We start from the raw sequence: 17,425 nt of genomic DNA on the forward strand, positions 1-17,425 counted from the left end.
CGTGTGACGAATGGGGCGATAATCGCGCTATCCATGCGTTTCGGCGCACTTTCAGGCCAAGGAGTCCCCATGCTGTATCCGTGGCAGTCGCAGGACTGGACACGCCTTAACGATCTGCGCAGTCAGATGCCGCACGCGCTGCTGTTGCAGGCCGTGCCCGGCATCGGCGAGCTCGCGCTCGCGCGCACGTTCGCGCAGGGCTTGCTCTGCGAATCGCCGCGCGACGATCTGTCGCCCTGCGGCACGTGCAGTGCCTGCCAGTGGTTCGCAAGCGGCAATCACCCGGATTTTCGTGCGATCTGTCCGGAAATCATGGCCGACACGCTGCCTGGCGCCGATGCACGCGCCGAGGCCGATGCCGACAAGAAAACGAAGACGCCCAGTAAAGAAATCAAGATCGAGCAAGTGCGCGAGGTCATCGATTTCGCCAGTCTGGGCTCGCATCGTCAGGGGCGCCGCGTCGTGCTGCTGTACCCGGCGGAAGCGCTCAACGTGCACGCGGCCAATGCGCTGCTCAAAACCCTTGAAGAGCCGCCGGAAGGCGTCGTCTTTTTGCTGGTGACCACGCAACCCGACCGCCTGCTGCCGACGATTCTGTCGCGTTGCCGCCGCGTGGTGCTCACGCGCCCCGACGACAAGCAATCGACGCAATGGCTCATGGGCGACGCAGGTCTCGATGCCGCGACGGCTGCCGCGGTGCTCGCCGAAGCCGGCGGTGCACCGCTTGCCGCCCGCACGTTGGCAGAACCGGAAGAGCGTAGCTGGCGCGACTGGCTGCTCGGGCAGTTGGCGCAGGGCGGAGCGGTCGACGCCTTCGCTTGTGCCGAACAACTGCACAAGGGCAATCTGCCGGGCATTCTGGAAACGCTGCAACGCTGGTGCTTCGACGTGCTTGCCGAACGCATGACCGGCAAACCCCGTTTTTACCCGGCCCATGCCAAGGCGCTGCGCCAATGTGGCGATGCCACCGACGACGTGCGGCTGCTCGGCTTTCTGCGCGAACTTGCCCAGCAGCGCCAGGTGCAGAACCACCCGCTTAACACCCGCGTGCTGCTCGAAGCGCTATTCCTGCAATACAAACAGTTGTTCGGCGCACCGGCGTCGCTCTGAACACCGACACCGGACACCGATCGTTCATCATGTTTATCGATTCACACTGTCACATCAATTTCCCCGAGCTGGCCGAGCAGATGCCCGACCTGCTGGCGCGTATGCGCGAGAACAAGGTCAGTCATGCCTTGTGCGTTTCGGTCGATTTGCCCACGCTGCCGCAAGTGCTGGCGATCGCCGCGCAGCACGAGAATGTCTATGCGTCGGTGGGCGTGCATCCCGATTACGAAGACACGCCCGAGCCGAGCGTCGACGATCTCGTGCGTTTGGCGGCCACGCCCAAGGTGGTGGCGATCGGTGAGACCGGGCTCGACTATTACCGGCTCGAAGGCCGTTCCATCGAAGACATGGAGTGGCAACGCGAGCGCTTTCGCACCCACATTCGCGCGGCGCGCGTGACGGGCAAGCCGCTCATCATCCACACGCGCTCGGCGGCCGACGACACGTTGCGTCTGATGCGCGAAGAAAACGCGGGTGAACCGGCCGGCGTGATGCACTGCTTCACTGAAAGCTGGGACGTGGCGCAAGGCGCGCTCGACCAGAATTTCTACATCTCGTTCTCGGGGATTGTCACCTTCAAGAGTGCGCGCGACTTGCAGGACGTCGCGCGCCGCGTGCCGCTCGATCGCATGCTGATCGAGACCGATTCGCCTTACCTCGCCCCGGTGCCGTATCGCGGCAAGCTCAACCAGCCCGGCTATGTGCGTCATGTGGCGGAGTTCATTGCCGATTTGCGCGGCGAGCCGGTGCAGAAAATTGCCGAAGTAACGACGGAAAACTTCTTCCGGTTGTTTGCTACGGCGGCCCACTGAGTCCTAAGGAAACCGGCGGCATAGGCCGCGCGGTCTCATTGTTTTTTCTCCAGTTTTCTTAATTTCAACGGACTACCGACAGGAGCCCACCGATGCGCAAATTTCCGATGATCCGAGCCTGGATGTTGCTCAGCGTGCTTTGGCTGACGGCATGTGCCACGGCGGCAACGTCGAATACGGCACTCGTGAAGGCCGTCGTATTCAACGATACGAAGGCGGTGGCCGAAGCGCTCAAGGCCGGTGTCGATCCGAACACGCGCGACGAGAAGGGCAACCCGCTGCTGGTGATCGCCCTGCGCGAGAAGTCGGTGGACGTGGCGCGTTTGCTCATCAACAACGACAAGACGGATCTCGACGCGACCAATGCGGCGGGTGAGAACGCGCTGATGATCGCGTCGCTGCAAGGTCTCACGCCGATGGTCAAGCTGCTGATCGACAAGGAAGCGGAAGTCAACAAGAAGGGCTGGGCGCCGCTGCATTACGCCGCAACGAATGGCCATGACGATATCGTGCAGTTGCTGCTCGATGCCTCGGCCTATGTCGATGCCGAGTCGCCTAACGGCACCACGCCGCTGATGATGGCTGCGCGCGGTGGTCATATCACCACGTGCAAGGTGCTGCTCGATGGCGGCGCGGATGTACGTCTGAAGAACCAACTGGGGCTCACCGCCATCGACTTCGCGAATCAGTCGAACCAGAAGGAAATCGCCGATGGCCTGCGCAAGCGTCTGGAGCAAGTGCAGCAGTCGCGCCCGGCAGGCAAGTAACAGTTAGCAACGCTCATTCTCGCGGCGCCCCGTGGCGGCCCGCGCCGCTGAGGAAGGCGCGAGCGCCTTCGAGCCCCTCCGAGAACACCACGTCGTGACCCGCTGCGCCTTCCTGGCGCAGCGCTTCTTCCAGCGGTAAGTCCCACTGCGCATAGGCCGCCCGGCGGTCGGCGCGCAATGCTCCCTGCGGCAGTTCGGCGAGTTGATGCGCCAGCGCAACCGCCCCCTGAAGCACCATGCCTTCGGGCACCAGCCGATTCACCAGCCCAATCTCGAACGCTTCCTGAGCCCCGACGGCACGCCCGGTCAGAATCATGTCGAGCGCGCGGCTCATGCCGATCAGGCGTGGCAAGCGTACCGTCCCGCCGTCGATGAGCGGCACACCGAAGCGTCGGCAGAACACACCGAACGTCGCGGAAACATCGGCGACGCGCAAGTCGCACCACAGCGTCAGTTCGAGACCGCCCGCGACGGCATGACCCGTCACTGCGGCGATCACCGGTTTATCGAGATGTCGGCGCGTCAGCCCCATGGGGCCGTCGCCGCTGCCGTCCGGCGTGACGACGTTGCGCCGTTGTGGATCGTCGAAGGCCGAGAGATCGGCGCCGGCGCAGAACGTCGAGCCTTTGCCACACAACACCGCAACACTTGCCTTGTCGTCGCGCTCGAACGCGAGCAGGGCGTCGCGCAACGCCGCGGCCATGTCGCGGTCGACGGCGTTGCGCCGTGCGGCGCGCTCAAGCGTGATGATGGTGACCGGCCCGTCGTGTTCGACGCTCACGCTCGGTGCCGCACGATCCTCCTGACGTTGGCTCATGACATGTCTCCTTGCGAGGTTGACGGCACCGGTCGCGTAGTGCGCCTGCTCCTGCGCCTGCTTTTGCTTAGGTCATCAGGCCGCCGCAGGTTGAACGCAGCGCACCAGTGCCGGGGTGGTGGGCGTGGCAGTGACGGCAGGCTCGCGAAGATCGTTCATGAACCGGTCGCGCCACGTCGACAAATTGTGCTTGCGCAAGGTGGCCATCATGCCTTCGTAGCGCGACTGGCGTTCCGAGAGCGACATATTGAGCGCCGAACGCAGCGCTTCGGCCATTTCGTCGATGTCGTACGGATTGACGATCAGCGCACCGTCGAGCTCCTGCGCCGCGCCCGCGAAGCACGACAGCACCAGCACGCCCGGGTCGGCAGGGTCTTGCGACGCGACGTATTCCTTGGCCACCAGATTCATCCCGTCGCGCAACGGCGTGACATAACCCACTTGCGACGCCCGGAAAAACGACATTAGCACTTCGTGATCGTAGCGCTTGTTGATATAGCGCAACGGCGTCCAGGCCAGGTCGGAGAAGCGGCCGTTGATGTGCCCCGCCTCGGTTTCCAACTGACGCCGGATCTCGCCGTAACCCGCCACATCCGAGCGGCTAGGCGGCGCCACCTGCACGAAACTCACGGTGCCTTGCTGGTTCGGCCAAAGCTCGAGCAGGCGCTCGAACGCGCGAAAGCGCTCGAGCATCCCCTTCGAATAATCCAGCCGGTCCACGCTCATGATGAGCTTGCGTTCCTGCAACCCTTGTTTCAGATCGAGGATGTGTTTGACGGTCGCGCGCGCGGTCGCTTGTTGCTGAATTTCGTCGGGATACACGCCGATCGGATACACCCCCGTGCGGATGGTGCGGCCATAAACGGTGACCACGCCGTCGTCATGCAAGGTGCCGCCCCCATAACGCACCAGATAGTCGGTGAACGCCGTGCGGTCGTGCTCCGTTTGAAAGCCGACGAGGTCGTACTCGCACATCGCGCGCACGAGCGCCTCATGCGGTGGCACGGTCATCAACACTTGCGGCGACGGAAACGGGATATGCAAAAAGAACCCGAGCCGTTGCTTGATGCCGATTTGCCGACACGCCTGCGCAAAGGGGAGCAAGTGGTAGTCGTGCACCCAGATCAAGTCGTCGGGGCGCAGCAGCGGCGCGAGCAGCGTGGCAAAGCGCGCGTTCACATGGCGGTAGCCGTTGTAGTCGTCGCGCTGGAATCGCGTGAGGTCGTCGCGATAGTGGAATGTCGGCCAGAGCGTGGCATTGGAGAAGCCGCGATAGTAAGTGTTGTAGTCGCGGCGCGTGAGCGGCACGGTGGCGAACGTGACGTTGTTGCGATGCGCGATGCTAGGGGCCGAGGCCGGTTCCGCATCGATTTCGCCATTCCATCCGAACCACATACCACCCGTGTTCTTGAGCGCGTCGAACACGCCGATGGCGAGCCCGCCAGCGGTGGGCTTGCCCTCGGTGATCGGGGCGACCCGGTTCGACACGATGACTAAGCGACTCATACGGCTTTCTCCTGTGAGGGCGGGCGCAGTGTCAACAGCCAGGCTGTGAGCGCCTCGGGGGACGGCAGGCGGTGACGGGCGCAGGTCTCGCCTTCGCCAATCTTGATGGTGATACCGCCGTGCGCATTGACATCGGCAAACCCGGCTTCGTCGGTCAGGTCGTCGCCCGCAAACAGCGGCGTGCGGCCAGCGAAGGGCGGGGTTTGCATGAGAAGGGAAATGGCGCGGCCCTTGCTGACGTTGCGAGGGCGCAATTCGAATACCAGCTTGCCGGGTTGCAAGGCGAAGGTGTCTGCGTGGAGTTCGGCCAGCGCGCGCATGGTGTCGCGCGCCACCCCCGCCAACTCCGGTGCACCACGATAGTGCAGGGCCAGTGCGCTGCCTTTGTTCTCTAGTAGCAGCCCCGGATGTTGATCGACCAGCGCTCGCAGCGGCGCCACCATTGCGGCAATGCGGGCCGTGTCGTGCGCCACGCCGTCCGCGCGTTGCAAATCGTCGTTGGCATAGCGAATCTCTGCGCCATGCAGGCCAGCGGCGCTCACATGTAAGGGGGCGAGCAGGCCGTCGATCTCGTCGATGCGGCGGCCGGACACCACCGCCAAAGCGCCCTGGGTCCGCTCTTTCAGGCGGGCAAGCACGCTGGCAGTGTCGCGCGGCAGCTTTACGGCGTCGGGGCGGGCCGCCAGCGGGGCCAGCGTGCCATCCAGATCGAAGAAGAAGGCCGTGGTGTTCACGTCGACGACACAGGTGTCGGCGGGTGTGGTGGCGGGCGGGGCTAACGTTGGTTGTTCCATGGCACTCCGTCGCTGTCGTGCCGAAAGGTCGAATCCAGATCCAGGCGCGGGGCCAAACTCAGGGCCAAACACAGAGGCGTTGGCGCAGGGGAAGGGAGGGGTACGACGAGACGGCGGTTCGGTGGGGCGGGAGCGCGAACTTCCGCGCGGGATAAATTCATCCTAACCGCTCAAAAAGCGACAGGGCGTCGTCCGTTCTATGAAATTCTTGTGGGATATCGCTGACAGGGCGCTGACAGGGGCCGAAATATCGGCGCCTGAGGTAAAGATTGAAATTGAGAATCGTTTGCAATAACATTCGACATTGCCGCAAAGCATCTTCACGGGAATTGCGGCATGGCACACCGGCATTGCGCGTGGCGGGATGGCAGGGTTGAGGCGCTGAAAACCCGCAATCCCCGAGACTTCCGCGTGTGCCGCCAAAGGCGCCCAGAGTTGCGCCGGACAACACAATGATGAAAAGACTGTGGTTTCAACTGCACTGGTTTTTCGGCATTACCGCCGGGCTGGTGCTGGCGGTGGTCGGCCTGACCGGCGCGCTTCTCTCCTACGATGACGAACTCACGCGAGCGTTCAGCTCCGGCGTGATGACCGTGCCTGTGCGCGATAGCGGCCGTCTGCCCCTGCCGGAACTGGTCGCGCGCGTGCACGAGGCCGTGCCGGATCGCCGCATCTTGCTGATGACCGAGGTGCGCACGCCGGAAGATGCCGTGGGGGTGCGCCTGTCGACCGGCGACGGCCCGCGTGGCGAGACCTACTTCGTCGATCCGTACACCGGCGAGATGCTGGGGCGCTCCAAAGCCGACGTCGTCTTCCGTTTCATCATGGATATCCACCGCTTTCTCACGGTGGAAGGCATCGGCAAGCAGATTACCGGCGCGGCTACGCTGCTGCTGTTCCTGCTGGCGCTGAGCGGCTTGTACCTTCGCTGGCCGCGCCGACTGGGCAACTGGCGCGCGTGGTTCCATATCGACTTCAAGAAGAAGGGCCGACCGTTCCTCTGGAACTTGCACGCGGTCATCGGCACGGTGGTGCTGGTGCCGTACCTGCTCTCGGCCACGACCGGGCTCTATTGGTCGTACGACTGGTGGCGCGGCATGCTGTTTTCCATTGCTGGCGTGCAGCAGCCCGTACGTAACAAACCGGCACCTGCGCCGAAGATGGCGAAGGGCGAGGGCGGGCAGAAGCGGGGCGGCGCCGAGGGCGGCGAGCGCAAGAAGCCCGCGCTGCCGAACCTGGCCGACACCGACGTGAGTGTCGCCTGGGACGCCTTCAAGGCCGAAGTGCCGAACTACACCAAGGTGTATCTGCGCCCCGCGCAGAAGCCTGGCGGTCCGCTCCAGATGACGTGGCTCGACGACACCGTGCCGCATGAGCGCGCGTTCAGCCGTCTGGACGTGGACGCGGCGACGGGCAAGGTCAGCAACGTGGAGCGCTACGGGCAAAAGACGCTCGGCGGCCAGTTGATGACGAGCATTTATGCGCTACACCGTGGGAGCTTCTTTGGTCCGGTGGGCATCGTCGTCATGATGCTGTCGAGCCTCATGATGCCGGTGTTCTTCGTCACGGGCTGGATGCTCTATCTCGACCGCCGCAAGAAAAAGCGGGCGTTGGCTGCCTCGCGGCCTGCGGTCGCGGCGAACGGCACGACGGGTGCGAACGGAGCGAACGGCAAGCCAGGCAAGTCGCCTGCTGCGGGATCGTTGGCCGACGAGGGCGTACTGATCGGGTTCGCCAGTCAGAGCGGCGTGGCGGAAGGGCTTGCATGGCAGACGGCCGGGATGTTGCAGGGCGCGGGCGTGCCTGCACAGATTCAGCCGCTCGCCCGCATTGGCGAAGCGCAACTGGGCACGGCAAAGCGCGCGCTCTTCATCGTCAGTACCTTTGGCGACGGCGAACCGCCCGATAGCGCGCGCCGTTTCGCGCAGCAATTGATGAATCAGGCCATGGCGCTGCCGACGCTGCGTTTCGCGGTGCTCTCGCTGGGCGACAGCCATTACGACACGTTCTGCGGCTTCGGGCGCAAGCTCGACGGCTGGCTGCGCGCGCAAGGCGGCGTGGCGGCGTTCGAACCGATCGAAGTCGACCGGGGCGACCCGGGCGCATGGGCGCGTTGGCAGGAGCGTCTGGGCGAATGGCTGGGGCGACCGTTGGCCACCGTCAAACCGGACGGCGCGGGCAATGCTCCGGTTTTCCAGTCGTGGCAACTGGAGGAGCGCGTGCTGCTCAATCCGGGCAGCACCGGTTTGCCCGCTTATCACGTTGCGTTCACGCCCCCTGCGGGCGCTAAGTGGGTCGCGGGCGATTTGGTCGAAGTGCTGCCGCGTCACACGCAGGCGCATATCGACGCGTGGCTCGCAGGCAGCGTCTGGGCATCGGACGTTCGCGTGACGGTGGCCGGTCGCGAAGCGACACTCGGTGAAGCGTTGCGCGAGCGTGTCTTGCCCGAGGCTGCCCCGCCCGCAGGGGTGGACTTGCAGGCGTGGCTCGAACCGCTGGCCACGTTGCCAGAGCGCGAGTATTCGATTGCGTCGACGCCTGCGGAAGGGAAGCTTGCACTGCTGGTTCGGCAAACGCGCAACCCGGATGGCACGCTCGGCCTCGGTTCCGGCTGGCTGACCGACGGCGTGGCACTGGGCGAGGACGTGACGATGCGCGTGCGTCCGAACCCCGGTTTCCATGGCCCGCAGGACGATCGCGGCATGATCTTGATCGGCAATGGCACCGGACTCGCCGGATTGCGTGCGCATTTGTCCGAGCGCGTTGCGCAAGGGCATCGCCGCAACTGGCTGATCTTCGGTGAACGGCAAGCGGCGCACGACGCCTTCCACGACACCACGTTGCGCGAGTGGCAAGCGCAAGGCGGTATCGCCCGGCTCGATCGTGTTTATTCGCGCGATCAGGCGGCACGCATCTACGTGCAAGACCGTGTGCGCGAAGCCGCTGCGGACATCGCCGAATGGGTGCAGCAAGGCGCGTCGATTTACGTCTGCGGCAGCCTTGCAGGCATGGCCCCGGCCGTCGATGCAGCGCTCGCCGAGGCGATCGGCGCCGACACGCTGCTCGATCTGTCCGCACATGGGCGCTACCGTCGCGACATCTATTAAGCGTTCACGCGCAGTGTGCTAATTTGTTGTCAGGGCCTGATTGTCATCAGGCCCTTTTTCCATGAAACCGGCCTTGCAGGAGGGGGAATGACGACAACGTGGCAAATCATCGTGCATGGGGTGGTGCAGGGCGTCGGCTATCGCGCCTCGTGCGTGGTCGCGGCGCGCCGGATTGGCGTGAGCGGCTGGGTGCGTAACCGGCGCGACGGTACGGTCGAAGCCATTGCGCAAGGCAGTGCCGATCAGTTGCTCGCGTTTTGCGAATGGATGCGGCAGGGGCCGCCGGGGGCGCAAGTCACGTCTTGCGAGGTGGATAAGGCGTGGGTCGCCGAAATGGCGGACGCGCCGCTCAAAGGGTTCGAACAGCGCGCGAGCGTCTAATGAAAAACGGGCGGTCGAATGACCGCCCGCTTGTTGTTGCCTAGGCACTGCCTAGCTGCTGCCTAGCGCACTTTGCCGATCAAGCGGCCAGCGCCAACGTCCCGTGCGACGGTGCGGCGGACATCGCAGTGGCCGTGCCTGCCGAAGCGTGGGCCGAATCGTAAGACGACAACCGGAACAGCGCGACCGACTCGCGCAGGCGCGCCGCTTGCGATTCCAGCGCGGCGGCGGCGGCCGAGGCTTCCTCGACGAGCGCCGCGTTTTGTTGCGTCATCTCGTCCATCTGCGTGACGGCCCCGTTGACTTGCTCGATGCCGCTGGATTGCTCGACGCTGGCGGCGGAAATCTCGCCCATGATGTCGGTCACGCGTTTGACCGACTGCACCACCTCGATCATCGTGGCACCCGCGCGCTCGACCAGACGCGTGCCAGCTTCGACACGGCTGCCCGACGCATCGATCAATCCCTTGATTTCCTTAGCGGCTGCCGCGCTGCGCTGCGCCAGCGTGCGCACTTCACCGGCCACCACCGCAAAGCCACGACCCTGTTCACCGGCGCGGGCCGCTTCGACAGCCGCATTGAGCGCCAGGATGTTGGTCTGGAAGGCGATGCCGTCGATGACGGTGAGAATGTCGTTGACCTTCTGCGAGGCGTCCGAGATGTCGCGCATCGTCGTCACCACTTCCTGCACCACTTCACCGCCGCGCGACGCGGTGTCGGACGCCGTCACGGCCAGTTGGCTCGCAGCACGCGCGTTTTCGGCGTTTTGCTTCACCACAGCGGTCAACTGCTCCATGCTGGCCGCCGTTTGTTCCAGCGACGAGGCTTGCGACTCGGTGCGTGCCGACAGATCGGCGTTGCCATCGGCAATTTCGCGTGCGCTGCCGTGAATGGCTTCCGTGCTCTCGCGCACGGTGCCGACCGTGCCCGCAATGCCGTCGCGCATGCGCCCGAGGGCGCCGAACAATTGGCCCATTTCGTTATTGGTACGCTGCTCCACGCGTTGGCTGAGGTCGCCCGCGGCCATGCGCTCGAAGTGCCCGATGGCTTCGCGAATCGGGCGCAGTACGGCGCGAGCGAGCATGGCGCGGCCCCACAGCGCCACGAGCAGTGCGATGACGAGCGTGACGCCCAACGCAATGCGCATCACGTTATAGCGCTGCTGCGCCGCCTCGAAGCGGTCTTTCTGACGCGCGATCTGAATGTCTTGCAACTCGCGCATGGGAGTGTCCAAGGCGTTATAGGCCGCCGGGGCGACACGCGCCTGAATCTGGTGGAAGCCTGCCACGTCGCCCTGTTTCAGCGCATTCATCGCGGGGGTGATGACATTTTCGAAGAAGGCGCGGCGTTTCACGTCGGCGGTTTTGGCCAACTCCGCTTCTCGCGGATCGTCCTTGGGACGATTCAGATAATCCTTCCAGAGCGCATCGGACGCGGCGATGTATTGATTACCGCGCTTGAGCACCTTTTCCGATTCGTCGGGGTCGGCGCCGAGGCTGACATACGAGGCGAAAGTCGCCATCGAGAGCCGGGTACGAAGCATTTGTTCGCCCGTACCTTTGAGCTCGGCCAGGGCGGGGGTATCGTCCGTGGCCATTTTGCTCAGGGACTCGTTGCTGGAGCTGAGGGCTTGCAAGCCCAGCACGCTAACGAGGACGAGAACTGCACCAAGCAAACCAAGAACCAGTGTCAGGCTGGTCCGAATCGTCATGTTCTTATACATATTTATCGATGGAATGTGTGCCCGGGTCGCGGTGTGTGAGCGCGCGGCCTCCCCCGCCGGATGCTTCGAACAAGGCGGGTCATAGGGATTATCGGCAGATGAGACGCGGAACTTGAGCGGAATCGTCCGGGGGAATCCGAAAGCGTCCGCGCGCGCAAAAAAGATCGGAATTTGCGCAGTCTCAAGACGCTCGCCAAACGCCAGACTCGGGGCTGTTTCCGTTTATCAGTACGCCGAAGCGCTCACGGGCGCGATGAGGCGTCTTCACACGATGACCCAGGAGAATCTCCCCGATGATGCACACGACCGTTGCCGCGACGAAGGGGCCGAAGATGCCGTCGACACGTTTCGTTTAGCGCTGGTGCACGAATTGCGCGCGCCGTTGCAGGTGCTGCAAGGGCAATTGGAGGGGCTGGCGGGAGACGCGGGCGATGGCGTGCGTGTCGATACCATGCGCGAGGCGCTGGATGTTTTGGCGCGGGTCGTGGACGATGTCCTGCAATTAGGGCAGGGGGGCGAGATGCAGTTGCCCCTTGCCGCCGAGCCTTTCGAGGTGCGGGCCAGCGTGGATGGTGAAGTCACGTTCTTTGCCGCGACGGCGCAAGCGAAAGGCTTGGCGCTGCACTGCGACATCGACGACGAGGTGCCGGTCATGCTCGTGGGCGACGCCACGCGGTTGCGGCAGATCTTGCGCGTATTGCTGGCCAACGCACTCAAGTACACGGACGCGGGGGCGGTCCATGTACGGGTGTCGTGGCGAACGGCGCAGGCGCAGTTGATCCTCGACGTCGCCGATACGGGACCGGGCATTCCCGCCGAGGCGCAGAAAGCCATTTTTCGCGCGTTTTTCCGAGCACATCAGGATTCGGCAGGCACGGGGCTGGGGTTGTGGATCGCGCGCCGGTGGGCACACCGCATGGGCGGCGTGCTGGTCGCAGAGTCGCCAGTGAGCGGGGCGCATTTCCGTCTGTCGTTGCCGCTGCCACCGCATTCTTCGTTGCTGGTGGCGCCGCTGGCACATGTGGCACATGCAGCAGCCGTAGTCCCAATCGACGTTCAGCAGGGGTTGCGGGTGCTGGTGGTGGACGATCATCCCATCAACCGCCGTGTGCTGTGCGATCAATTGAGCGCACTAGGTTGTATGGCCCATGGCGTCGAAAGCGTGATGGAAGCCCTAGCGCATTGGACGTCGTGCGAAGTCGACGTGGTGCTGACCGATGTGCAGCTTGGGGAAGCGACCGGGCTCGAGTTGGCGGGGGAATTACAGCAGCTGGCTGCTGTTCAGCATCGGCAGGTGCCGGTTGTGATCGCCGTCACCGGCTCGGTGATCGACGCGCGCTTGGCACGAGACGCTGGCATCGATGCCGTGCTGACGAAGCCGGTGTCGCGAGAACGCCTGCGGCAAGTACTTGCGGCGCGTTGGCCAGCGTTCGACGGTTCGCCGCGAGGTGTGACCTCCCCACTCAGCCATGCCGCACCAGCCTCGGATAGGCCGTGCAAAGCAGCTCAACCGCTGCGCGACGATGCCCAAGCCCGGGGCATCATGCGCAAAGAAATGGCAAACGATATGGCCAGCTTTCGGCGTTTGCTCATGCGGCGGCGCGAGGGCGATCTTGATGCGGCGCAGCTGTTGCTGCATCGGATGCAGGGGGCTTGCCGCATGTTCGGCGATCCCGAGTTGCTGGCACTTTGCGAGGTGCTTGCCGCAAAGCTGACTGCCCGCCGCGCGAAGTCATGAGCGCGATGTCGATCACCGTGCAGCCGACGAAGTATCAGGCGCGTTTCGACCCTTGGCGTCGCAGCACCATGTGCGAGGCCTTTTCCGTCGGCACGAATTCGGCGCATTCGTATCCCAGCGCGCGCAAGTCGATGCCTTCGAACAGCGGTTCGCCGCGACCGAGCAGAATCGGGGAAATGGCGATGTGGAGCTCGTCGATCAGCCCTTCACGGAGAAATTGCCGGATCGTGGCTGCGCCGCCGCCGATTCTCACATCCTTACCGGCCGCCGCTTCGCGCGCACGCTCGAGGGCCTCGTGAATACCGCCGGTCACGAAGTGGAACGTGGTGCCGCCTTCCATCGCGAGGTCGGGCCGCGCGTGATGCGTCAAGACGAAAACGGGAACGTGATACGGGGGGCTGTCACCCCACCAGCCTTTCCATGCGTCGTCGGGCCAATCGCCGCGGATCGGGCCGAACATGTTTCGGCCGAGAATCCAGGCCCCGACGTTTTCGAAACTGCGCGCGGCGAAATCGTCGTCAACCCCGGTAGTGCCGCCGTCTTTGCCGAACAGCGACTTCTGGAACGTGCGCGTTGGCACGAGCCATTGGTGCAAGTCTGTCCCGCCGATGCCGAGCGGGTTGTTGAGGTCTTGATTCGGCCCGGCGCCGTAACCGTCGAGCGAGAGGGTGAAGCCATTGACGCGAACGCGTGTCATCCGTTGCCTCCGTTCTTGCGACTAAATACCGTCGCCGTCGCTACCTCGGTTACCGCTGCCGGTAGACTCCGGCAGGGGCGCTCAGAGGTAGCGGCAGACGGCGAGGTAGTGGCACGCCGTGCCGCCGATGGCGAACAGGTGCCAGACGAGGTGCCCGAACTTGATGTGTCCGTCGAGCGAGTAGAAGATGGCGCCCACGGTGTACGCGACGCCACCGGCGTAGAGCCAGCCCGCGCCGGGCCCCGGAATAGCCGCCAGCACCGGTCCGGCGACCAGCACCGCCACCCAGCCCAGGCCGATGTAGAGCAGTGTCGAGACGAGGGGCCGATCGAGCAGGCCGAGGGCTTTGGCGATCAGCCCCGCGAGCGCCATCGTCCACACGCCGGTGAGCAAAGGCCAGCCCCACGGGTCGTGCAGAATTTTGACGGTGAACGGGGTGTAAGTCCCAGCAATGAAAAGAAAGATGGCGCAATGGTCCACGCGCATGAACACGCGCTTGGCGCGTCCGTCGGGCAGACCATGGTAGAGCGCAGACGAGAGGTAGACCACCACCATCGTGGCCGCAAACACGCCGATGCCGATCTGCTGCGCTACCGTCGGCAACGACGTCAGAGGCGCGCGGACTGCACCGAAAAGAAAGGGAATGGCCGCCAACGCCGCCAGACACGCGAGTCCGTGGCTGATGCTGTTGGCGACCTCTTCACTGCGAGTCTGTGCGCGTGCCTGAGCCTTCATGCCGGATGCGCTGCGCGCCACTTACGCACAGCTTCAAGCGTATTGGCCACGTGTTTGTCCGGATCGAGACTCACGTAGCTGTAAATGATCTTGCCGTCGGGCGCGATGACGTACGAGACGCGGTTGGCTAGATCGGGCTTGAGCGCGAGCACGGCGTCGTAGGCGCGCATGATGTGCTGGTCCGTATCGGCCGCGACCGCGAACTTGCTGCGGCATTCCGACACCGAGAATTTATTGAGCGTCTCGATGTTGTCGTGCGACACGCCAATGACCGTGGCACCCATCGACTTGAACGTATCGGTGGCTTCGGCGAAGTCGTGTGCTTCGATCGTGCAGCCCGTGGTGAAGGCGGCAGGATAGAAGTACAGGACGACCGGTCCCTTCTTGAGCGCATCGGCCAGCGAGAACGAGAACACTTGCCCGCCAAGCGATGCCTGTGCGGTGAAGTCCGGCGCGCTGGCGCCATTCTTCAAGGCCGCGTGCGCGGGGATGAAACACCAGGCCGTCACGCCAAGAATGGCGGCTGCGGCGGTCATTCCGAACCAACGTTTCATGCAAGGCTCCCGGAACACATGTGAAGATTTTCTAAGAATAGAGGCTTGCGCAGGCACTGTCCAACGGATGTGACGCGGGTGACAGTCTACTGTCGGGTTCGTGACACGAATGGGGCATTTGGCGCTCAGGCTCAAGTGGCTCAAGTGGCTCAAGCGCCTTGCGATCCGATCGGCAACACGGTCGTCGATTTGATCTGCGAGAGGGCGATCATCGAGTTCACCTCCTGCACCATCGGCAGCTGCGACAGCCGTTCGAAGAAAAAGCGCTCGTAGGCCTCGACGTCGCGCGTGACGATGCGCAACAGAAAGTCGACGTTGCCCATGAGCACGTGACATTCGAGTACCTCGGGAAAGTCCTGAATGGCCTTCGAAAACTCGGGGAGGGCGTTTCGGTTGTGACCGGCCAGCTTCACGTGGGCGAACAGCATCACGTTCAGGCCGACTTTCTTGCGATCGACCAGGGCGACACGCCGCTCGATGATGCCCTCGGCGTCGAGCCGGTCGATGCGCCGCCAGCACTGCGACTGCGACAGGCCGATCTGCTCACCGATCTGCGCCGCCGACAGCGAGGCATCCTTTTGCAGGATTGCGAGAATTTTCTCGTCGAATGCATCTAGTTGCATGATCGATTCCTCGTAATTTGAATTTAAGAATGAATCATGTGAAATTGATGCGATTCTGTCAATGTTACGCGAAGCAATTACCCGCGCCTCGCTTTAAGCTTGAGGCTAGTTTGTTGCCGCTATTGCAACCGTTCGTCTGAAACTGCCGGAAAACCACCCGCCCATGAAACTCGATCTGTCTCTGCCTGCCGCCGAAACTGCCACCGGCGCTGTCGCCCAGCCCGTCGCCCCGTTGTCCGCCAAAGGCGCGGACCTGATTGCGCGCACGCTGGTAGAGATTGGCGTCGATACGGTGTTCTGCTACCCGGGCGGTGCCAATCTCGAGATGCTCGATGCGCTCTCGCGCGTGTCGATCACGTTGGTGCGCACCGAACACGAGCAAGGCTCGGTCTTCGGCGCTCAGGGTTATGCCCGTGCCACGGGCAAGCTCGGCGTCTGTCTGGCCACCTCGGGGCCGGGCGCCACCAATCTCGTGACCGGCATTGCCGACGCCGCCAGCGACTCCGTGCCGATCCTTGCCATCACTGGCAACGTCGCCACCCATTGGCTCGGTAAAAACGCCTTTCAGGAAGTGGATATCGTCGCCATCACCAAGCCGGTGACCAAGCTCGCCCGCCAAGTGCGCGAAGCCCGTGACATCCCGGCGGCGCTGCGTGAAGCCGCCACCTGCGCGTTGGCGGGCCGCCCCGGCCCTGTGCTGGTGGACTTCCCGAAGGACATTCAACAGGCGCGTCCCGACCAGCCGACCGACAAGCGCTTCACTGCGCCCGTCCCGGCGGGGATGAGCGATGAGACGGCCCAGCGCATCGCGGCCTTGCTCGCCAAGAGCGAGCGCCCGGTCATCTACGCCGGTGGCGGGGTGATCGCCTCGGGGACCAGCGACCGCCTCAAAACGTTGGCCGAAGCCCTCAACTGCCCGGTAGCGCTCACGATGATGGGGCTGGGCGCCATGCCCGACGACCATCCGCTGCTGCTCGGCCCGCTGGGCATGCACGGGGCATATGCCGCGAACGTGGCCGTGAACGAAGCGGATCTGGTGCTGGCGCTGGGCGTGCGTTTCGACGACCGGGTGATCGGCGATCCGGCATCGTTTGCGCGGCACGCGAAGATCGTCCATATCGACGTGGACGCGGCGGAAATCGGCAAGAACAAGCCGGTGACGCTCGGCGTGCATGCCGACTTGCGCGATGCCTTCAGTGGCTTGCTGGCGCATGCCACCCGGCGCGACGTGCCGGATTGGCACGCCTATCTGCAAAATCACCGCGCCGCGCATCCGCTGCGTGCGCCGGTTGCCGCCGTATCCGCAGAAGACAGCGACGCAGGCGTGCTCACCGGCGTGGACGTGATCGCAGCCTTGGCGGCGTTGCTTCCGCCCGAAGCCGTGGTGACGACCGGCGTGGGCCAGCATCAGATGTGGGCGATGCAGCATCTGCGCCTGCGCGAGCCGCGCACGTTCCTGTCCAGCGCCGGGTTCGGCACCATGGGCTTCGGCCTGCCTGCCGCCATTGGCGCGAAGGTGGCCTTGCCCGATGTCCCCGTGATCGATATCGACGGCGATGGCAGTCTGAATATGTCCGTCAACGAGCTTTCCACCTGCCGCCGCTACGGGCTGGGTGTGAAGGTGCTGGTGATCAACAACCAGTGGCTCGGCATGGTGCGTCAGTGGCAGGACATGATCTATTCGCGCAACCGCGTCGCGTCGTCGCTCGCCGACCCGAATGCGCCGCAAGGCGCCGACGACGGCCGCCCGTACCCCGATTTCGTGACGATTGCCGCGGGCTACGGCGTGGCGGGGGCCCGCGTCACGCGTGCCGAGGAACTGCCGGCGGCGCTGGCCCGGATGCTGGCCGATCCGAGCGAGCCGTATCTGCTCGACGTGCTGGTCGCCCGTGAGGACGACGTCTACCCGATGATCCCAGCCGGAAAGTCGTACCGCGACGTCGTGTTCGGGCCGGGCCAGAGCGCGGGTCCGATCGCGGCAGGGGCCTTCTGAGTCACGGCTGGTAGGCATTCCCGTGGGGTGGGAATTGACTGCCATGCGCTTGCCACGTCGCGAGAGCG

The 17,425-nt window shown here is 64.2% G+C and carries 15 protein-coding genes; 7 read left to right on the forward strand and 8 right to left on the reverse strand.

Going from position 1 to position 17,425, the window contains the following annotated elements; translation table 11 throughout:
- Positions 1–69: 69 nt before the first annotated feature.
- The 3 genes from holB to PPN31114_RS01930 all read left to right on the forward strand — a co-directional run bounded on the left by holB (position 70) and on the right by PPN31114_RS01930 (position 2,689).
- Complete coding sequence (holB, locus tag PPN31114_RS01920; RefSeq protein WP_150677806.1) at positions 70–1,110, forward strand: DNA polymerase III subunit delta'; 1,041 nt, start codon at positions 70–72, stop codon at positions 1,108–1,110.
- Positions 1,111–1,139: 29 nt separating this feature from the next.
- The gene (locus PPN31114_RS01925) at positions 1,140–1,922 is read left to right on the forward strand and encodes a TatD family hydrolase (protein WP_150677807.1); all 783 of its coding nucleotides are present in this window, start codon (positions 1,140–1,142) and stop codon (positions 1,920–1,922) included.
- Positions 1,923–2,014: 92 nt separating this feature from the next.
- Positions 2,015–2,689 carry an ankyrin repeat domain-containing protein gene (locus PPN31114_RS01930; protein ID WP_150677808.1) on the forward strand — a complete coding sequence of 225 codons (675 nt, stop codon included), beginning with the start codon at positions 2,015–2,017 and terminating at the stop codon, positions 2,687–2,689.
- 13 nt (positions 2,690–2,702) lie between these two features.
- Here PPN31114_RS01930 and PPN31114_RS01935 read toward each other — a convergent pair whose 3' ends face one another.
- The 3 genes from PPN31114_RS01935 to otsB all read right to left on the reverse strand — a co-directional run bounded on the left by PPN31114_RS01935 (position 2,703) and on the right by otsB (position 5,806).
- Positions 2,703–3,506 (reverse strand): crotonase/enoyl-CoA hydratase family protein, encoded by an 804-nt coding sequence (locus tag PPN31114_RS01935; RefSeq protein WP_150677809.1) that lies wholly within the window; start codon positions 3,504–3,506, stop codon positions 2,703–2,705.
- Between the two features lie 75 nt (positions 3,507–3,581).
- Complete coding sequence (gene otsA, locus PPN31114_RS01940; protein ID WP_150677810.1) at positions 3,582–5,012, reverse strand: alpha,alpha-trehalose-phosphate synthase (UDP-forming); 1,431 nt, start codon at positions 5,010–5,012, stop codon at positions 3,582–3,584.
- Positions 5,009–5,806: a trehalose-phosphatase gene (gene otsB / locus PPN31114_RS01945; RefSeq protein WP_150677811.1), complete on the reverse strand. Its 798-nt coding sequence runs from the start codon at positions 5,804–5,806 to the stop codon at positions 5,009–5,011. Before otsB ends, otsA begins: the two co-directional genes overlap by 4 nt.
- Positions 5,807–6,258: 452 nt before the next feature.
- Here otsB and PPN31114_RS01950 point away from each other — a divergent pair, with 452 nt between their 5' ends.
- Both PPN31114_RS01950 and PPN31114_RS01955 read left to right on the forward strand, forming a co-directional pair.
- Positions 6,259–8,913, forward strand: a complete 2,655-nt coding sequence (locus tag PPN31114_RS01950; RefSeq protein WP_217426905.1) for a PepSY domain-containing protein — start codon at positions 6,259–6,261, stop codon at positions 8,911–8,913.
- Positions 8,914–9,000: 87 nt separating this feature from the next.
- Complete coding sequence (locus tag PPN31114_RS01955) at positions 9,001–9,294, forward strand: acylphosphatase (RefSeq protein ID WP_150677812.1); 294 nt, start codon at positions 9,001–9,003, stop codon at positions 9,292–9,294.
- A 79-nt stretch (positions 9,295–9,373) separates the two neighbouring features.
- Here PPN31114_RS01955 and PPN31114_RS26505 read toward each other — a convergent pair whose 3' ends face one another.
- Positions 9,374–11,017 carry a methyl-accepting chemotaxis protein gene (locus PPN31114_RS26505; protein ID WP_150677813.1) on the reverse strand — a complete coding sequence of 548 codons (1,644 nt, stop codon included), beginning with the start codon at positions 11,015–11,017 and terminating at the stop codon, positions 9,374–9,376.
- Between the two features lie 271 nt (positions 11,018–11,288).
- Between PPN31114_RS26505 and PPN31114_RS01965 the strand changes: the two genes are divergently transcribed.
- Positions 11,289–12,755 (forward strand): ATP-binding response regulator, encoded by a 1,467-nt coding sequence (locus PPN31114_RS01965; protein ID WP_174987572.1) that lies wholly within the window; start codon positions 11,289–11,291, stop codon positions 12,753–12,755.
- 34 nt (positions 12,756–12,789) lie between these two features.
- On the opposite strand, the gene PPN31114_RS01970 is transcribed toward PPN31114_RS01965, so the two are convergent.
- From PPN31114_RS01970 to PPN31114_RS01985, 4 genes are all read right to left on the reverse strand, one after another.
- Positions 12,790–13,452 (reverse strand): dihydrofolate reductase family protein, encoded by a 663-nt coding sequence (locus PPN31114_RS01970; protein ID WP_150677815.1) that lies wholly within the window; start codon positions 13,450–13,452, stop codon positions 12,790–12,792.
- Positions 13,453–13,533: 81 nt separating this feature from the next.
- Complete coding sequence (gene trhA, locus PPN31114_RS01975) at positions 13,534–14,187, reverse strand: PAQR family membrane homeostasis protein TrhA (protein WP_150677816.1); 654 nt, start codon at positions 14,185–14,187, stop codon at positions 13,534–13,536.
- Complete coding sequence (locus tag PPN31114_RS01980; RefSeq protein WP_150677817.1) at positions 14,184–14,741, reverse strand: peroxiredoxin; 558 nt, start codon at positions 14,739–14,741, stop codon at positions 14,184–14,186. Before PPN31114_RS01980 ends, trhA begins: the two co-directional genes overlap by 4 nt.
- 149 nt (positions 14,742–14,890) lie before the next feature.
- Entirely contained in the window at positions 14,891–15,364 is a 474-nt protein-coding gene (locus tag PPN31114_RS01985) for an Lrp/AsnC family transcriptional regulator (protein ID WP_150677818.1), read from the reverse strand.
- Between the two features lie 163 nt (positions 15,365–15,527).
- Here PPN31114_RS01985 and ilvB point away from each other — a divergent pair, with 163 nt between their 5' ends.
- Entirely contained in the window at positions 15,528–17,357 is a 1,830-nt protein-coding gene (ilvB, locus tag PPN31114_RS01990; RefSeq protein ID WP_150677819.1) for a biosynthetic-type acetolactate synthase large subunit, read from the forward strand.
- Positions 17,358–17,425: the final 68 nt, after the last annotated feature.

Origin of the sequence: Pandoraea pneumonica, from assembly GCF_902459645.1 — a bacterium.
In the GTDB taxonomy this organism is placed as follows: domain Bacteria; phylum Pseudomonadota; class Gammaproteobacteria; order Burkholderiales; family Burkholderiaceae; genus Pandoraea; species Pandoraea pneumonica.

Excerpts from the sequence above, each read along its gene's own strand:
- PPN31114_RS01965 (WP_174987572.1), top strand. The coding sequence starts at position 11,289 with ATGACCCAGGAGAATCTCCCCGATGATGCACACGACCGTTGCCGCGAC.
- PPN31114_RS01985 (WP_150677818.1), bottom strand. The coding sequence starts at position 15,364 with ATGCAACTAGATGCATTCGACGAGAAAATTCTCGCAATCCTGCAAAAG.
- PPN31114_RS01955 (WP_150677812.1), top strand. The coding sequence starts at position 9,001 with ATGACGACAACGTGGCAAATCATCGTGCATGGGGTGGTGCAGGGCGTC.
- PPN31114_RS01970 (WP_150677815.1), bottom strand. The coding sequence starts at position 13,452 with ATGACACGCGTTCGCGTCAATGGCTTCACCCTCTCGCTCGACGGTTAC.
- ilvB (WP_150677819.1), top strand. The coding sequence starts at position 15,528 with ATGAAACTCGATCTGTCTCTGCCTGCCGCCGAAACTGCCACCGGCGCT.
- PPN31114_RS01935 (WP_150677809.1), bottom strand. The coding sequence starts at position 3,506 with ATGAGCCAACGTCAGGAGGATCGTGCGGCACCGAGCGTGAGCGTCGAA.
- trhA (WP_150677816.1), bottom strand. The coding sequence starts at position 14,187 with ATGAAGGCTCAGGCACGCGCACAGACTCGCAGTGAAGAGGTCGCCAAC.
- holB (WP_150677806.1), top strand. The coding sequence starts at position 70 with ATGCTGTATCCGTGGCAGTCGCAGGACTGGACACGCCTTAACGATCTG.
- PPN31114_RS26505 (WP_150677813.1), bottom strand. The coding sequence starts at position 11,017 with ATGTATAAGAACATGACGATTCGGACCAGCCTGACACTGGTTCTTGGT.
- PPN31114_RS01930 (WP_150677808.1), top strand. The coding sequence starts at position 2,015 with ATGCGCAAATTTCCGATGATCCGAGCCTGGATGTTGCTCAGCGTGCTT.
- otsB (WP_150677811.1), bottom strand. The coding sequence starts at position 5,806 with ATGGAACAACCAACGTTAGCCCCGCCCGCCACCACACCCGCCGACACC.
- PPN31114_RS01925 (WP_150677807.1), top strand. The coding sequence starts at position 1,140 with ATGTTTATCGATTCACACTGTCACATCAATTTCCCCGAGCTGGCCGAG.
- otsA (WP_150677810.1), bottom strand. The coding sequence starts at position 5,012 with ATGAGTCGCTTAGTCATCGTGTCGAACCGGGTCGCCCCGATCACCGAG.
- PPN31114_RS01980 (WP_150677817.1), bottom strand. The coding sequence starts at position 14,741 with ATGAAACGTTGGTTCGGAATGACCGCCGCAGCCGCCATTCTTGGCGTG.
- PPN31114_RS01950 (WP_217426905.1), top strand. The coding sequence starts at position 6,259 with ATGATGAAAAGACTGTGGTTTCAACTGCACTGGTTTTTCGGCATTACC.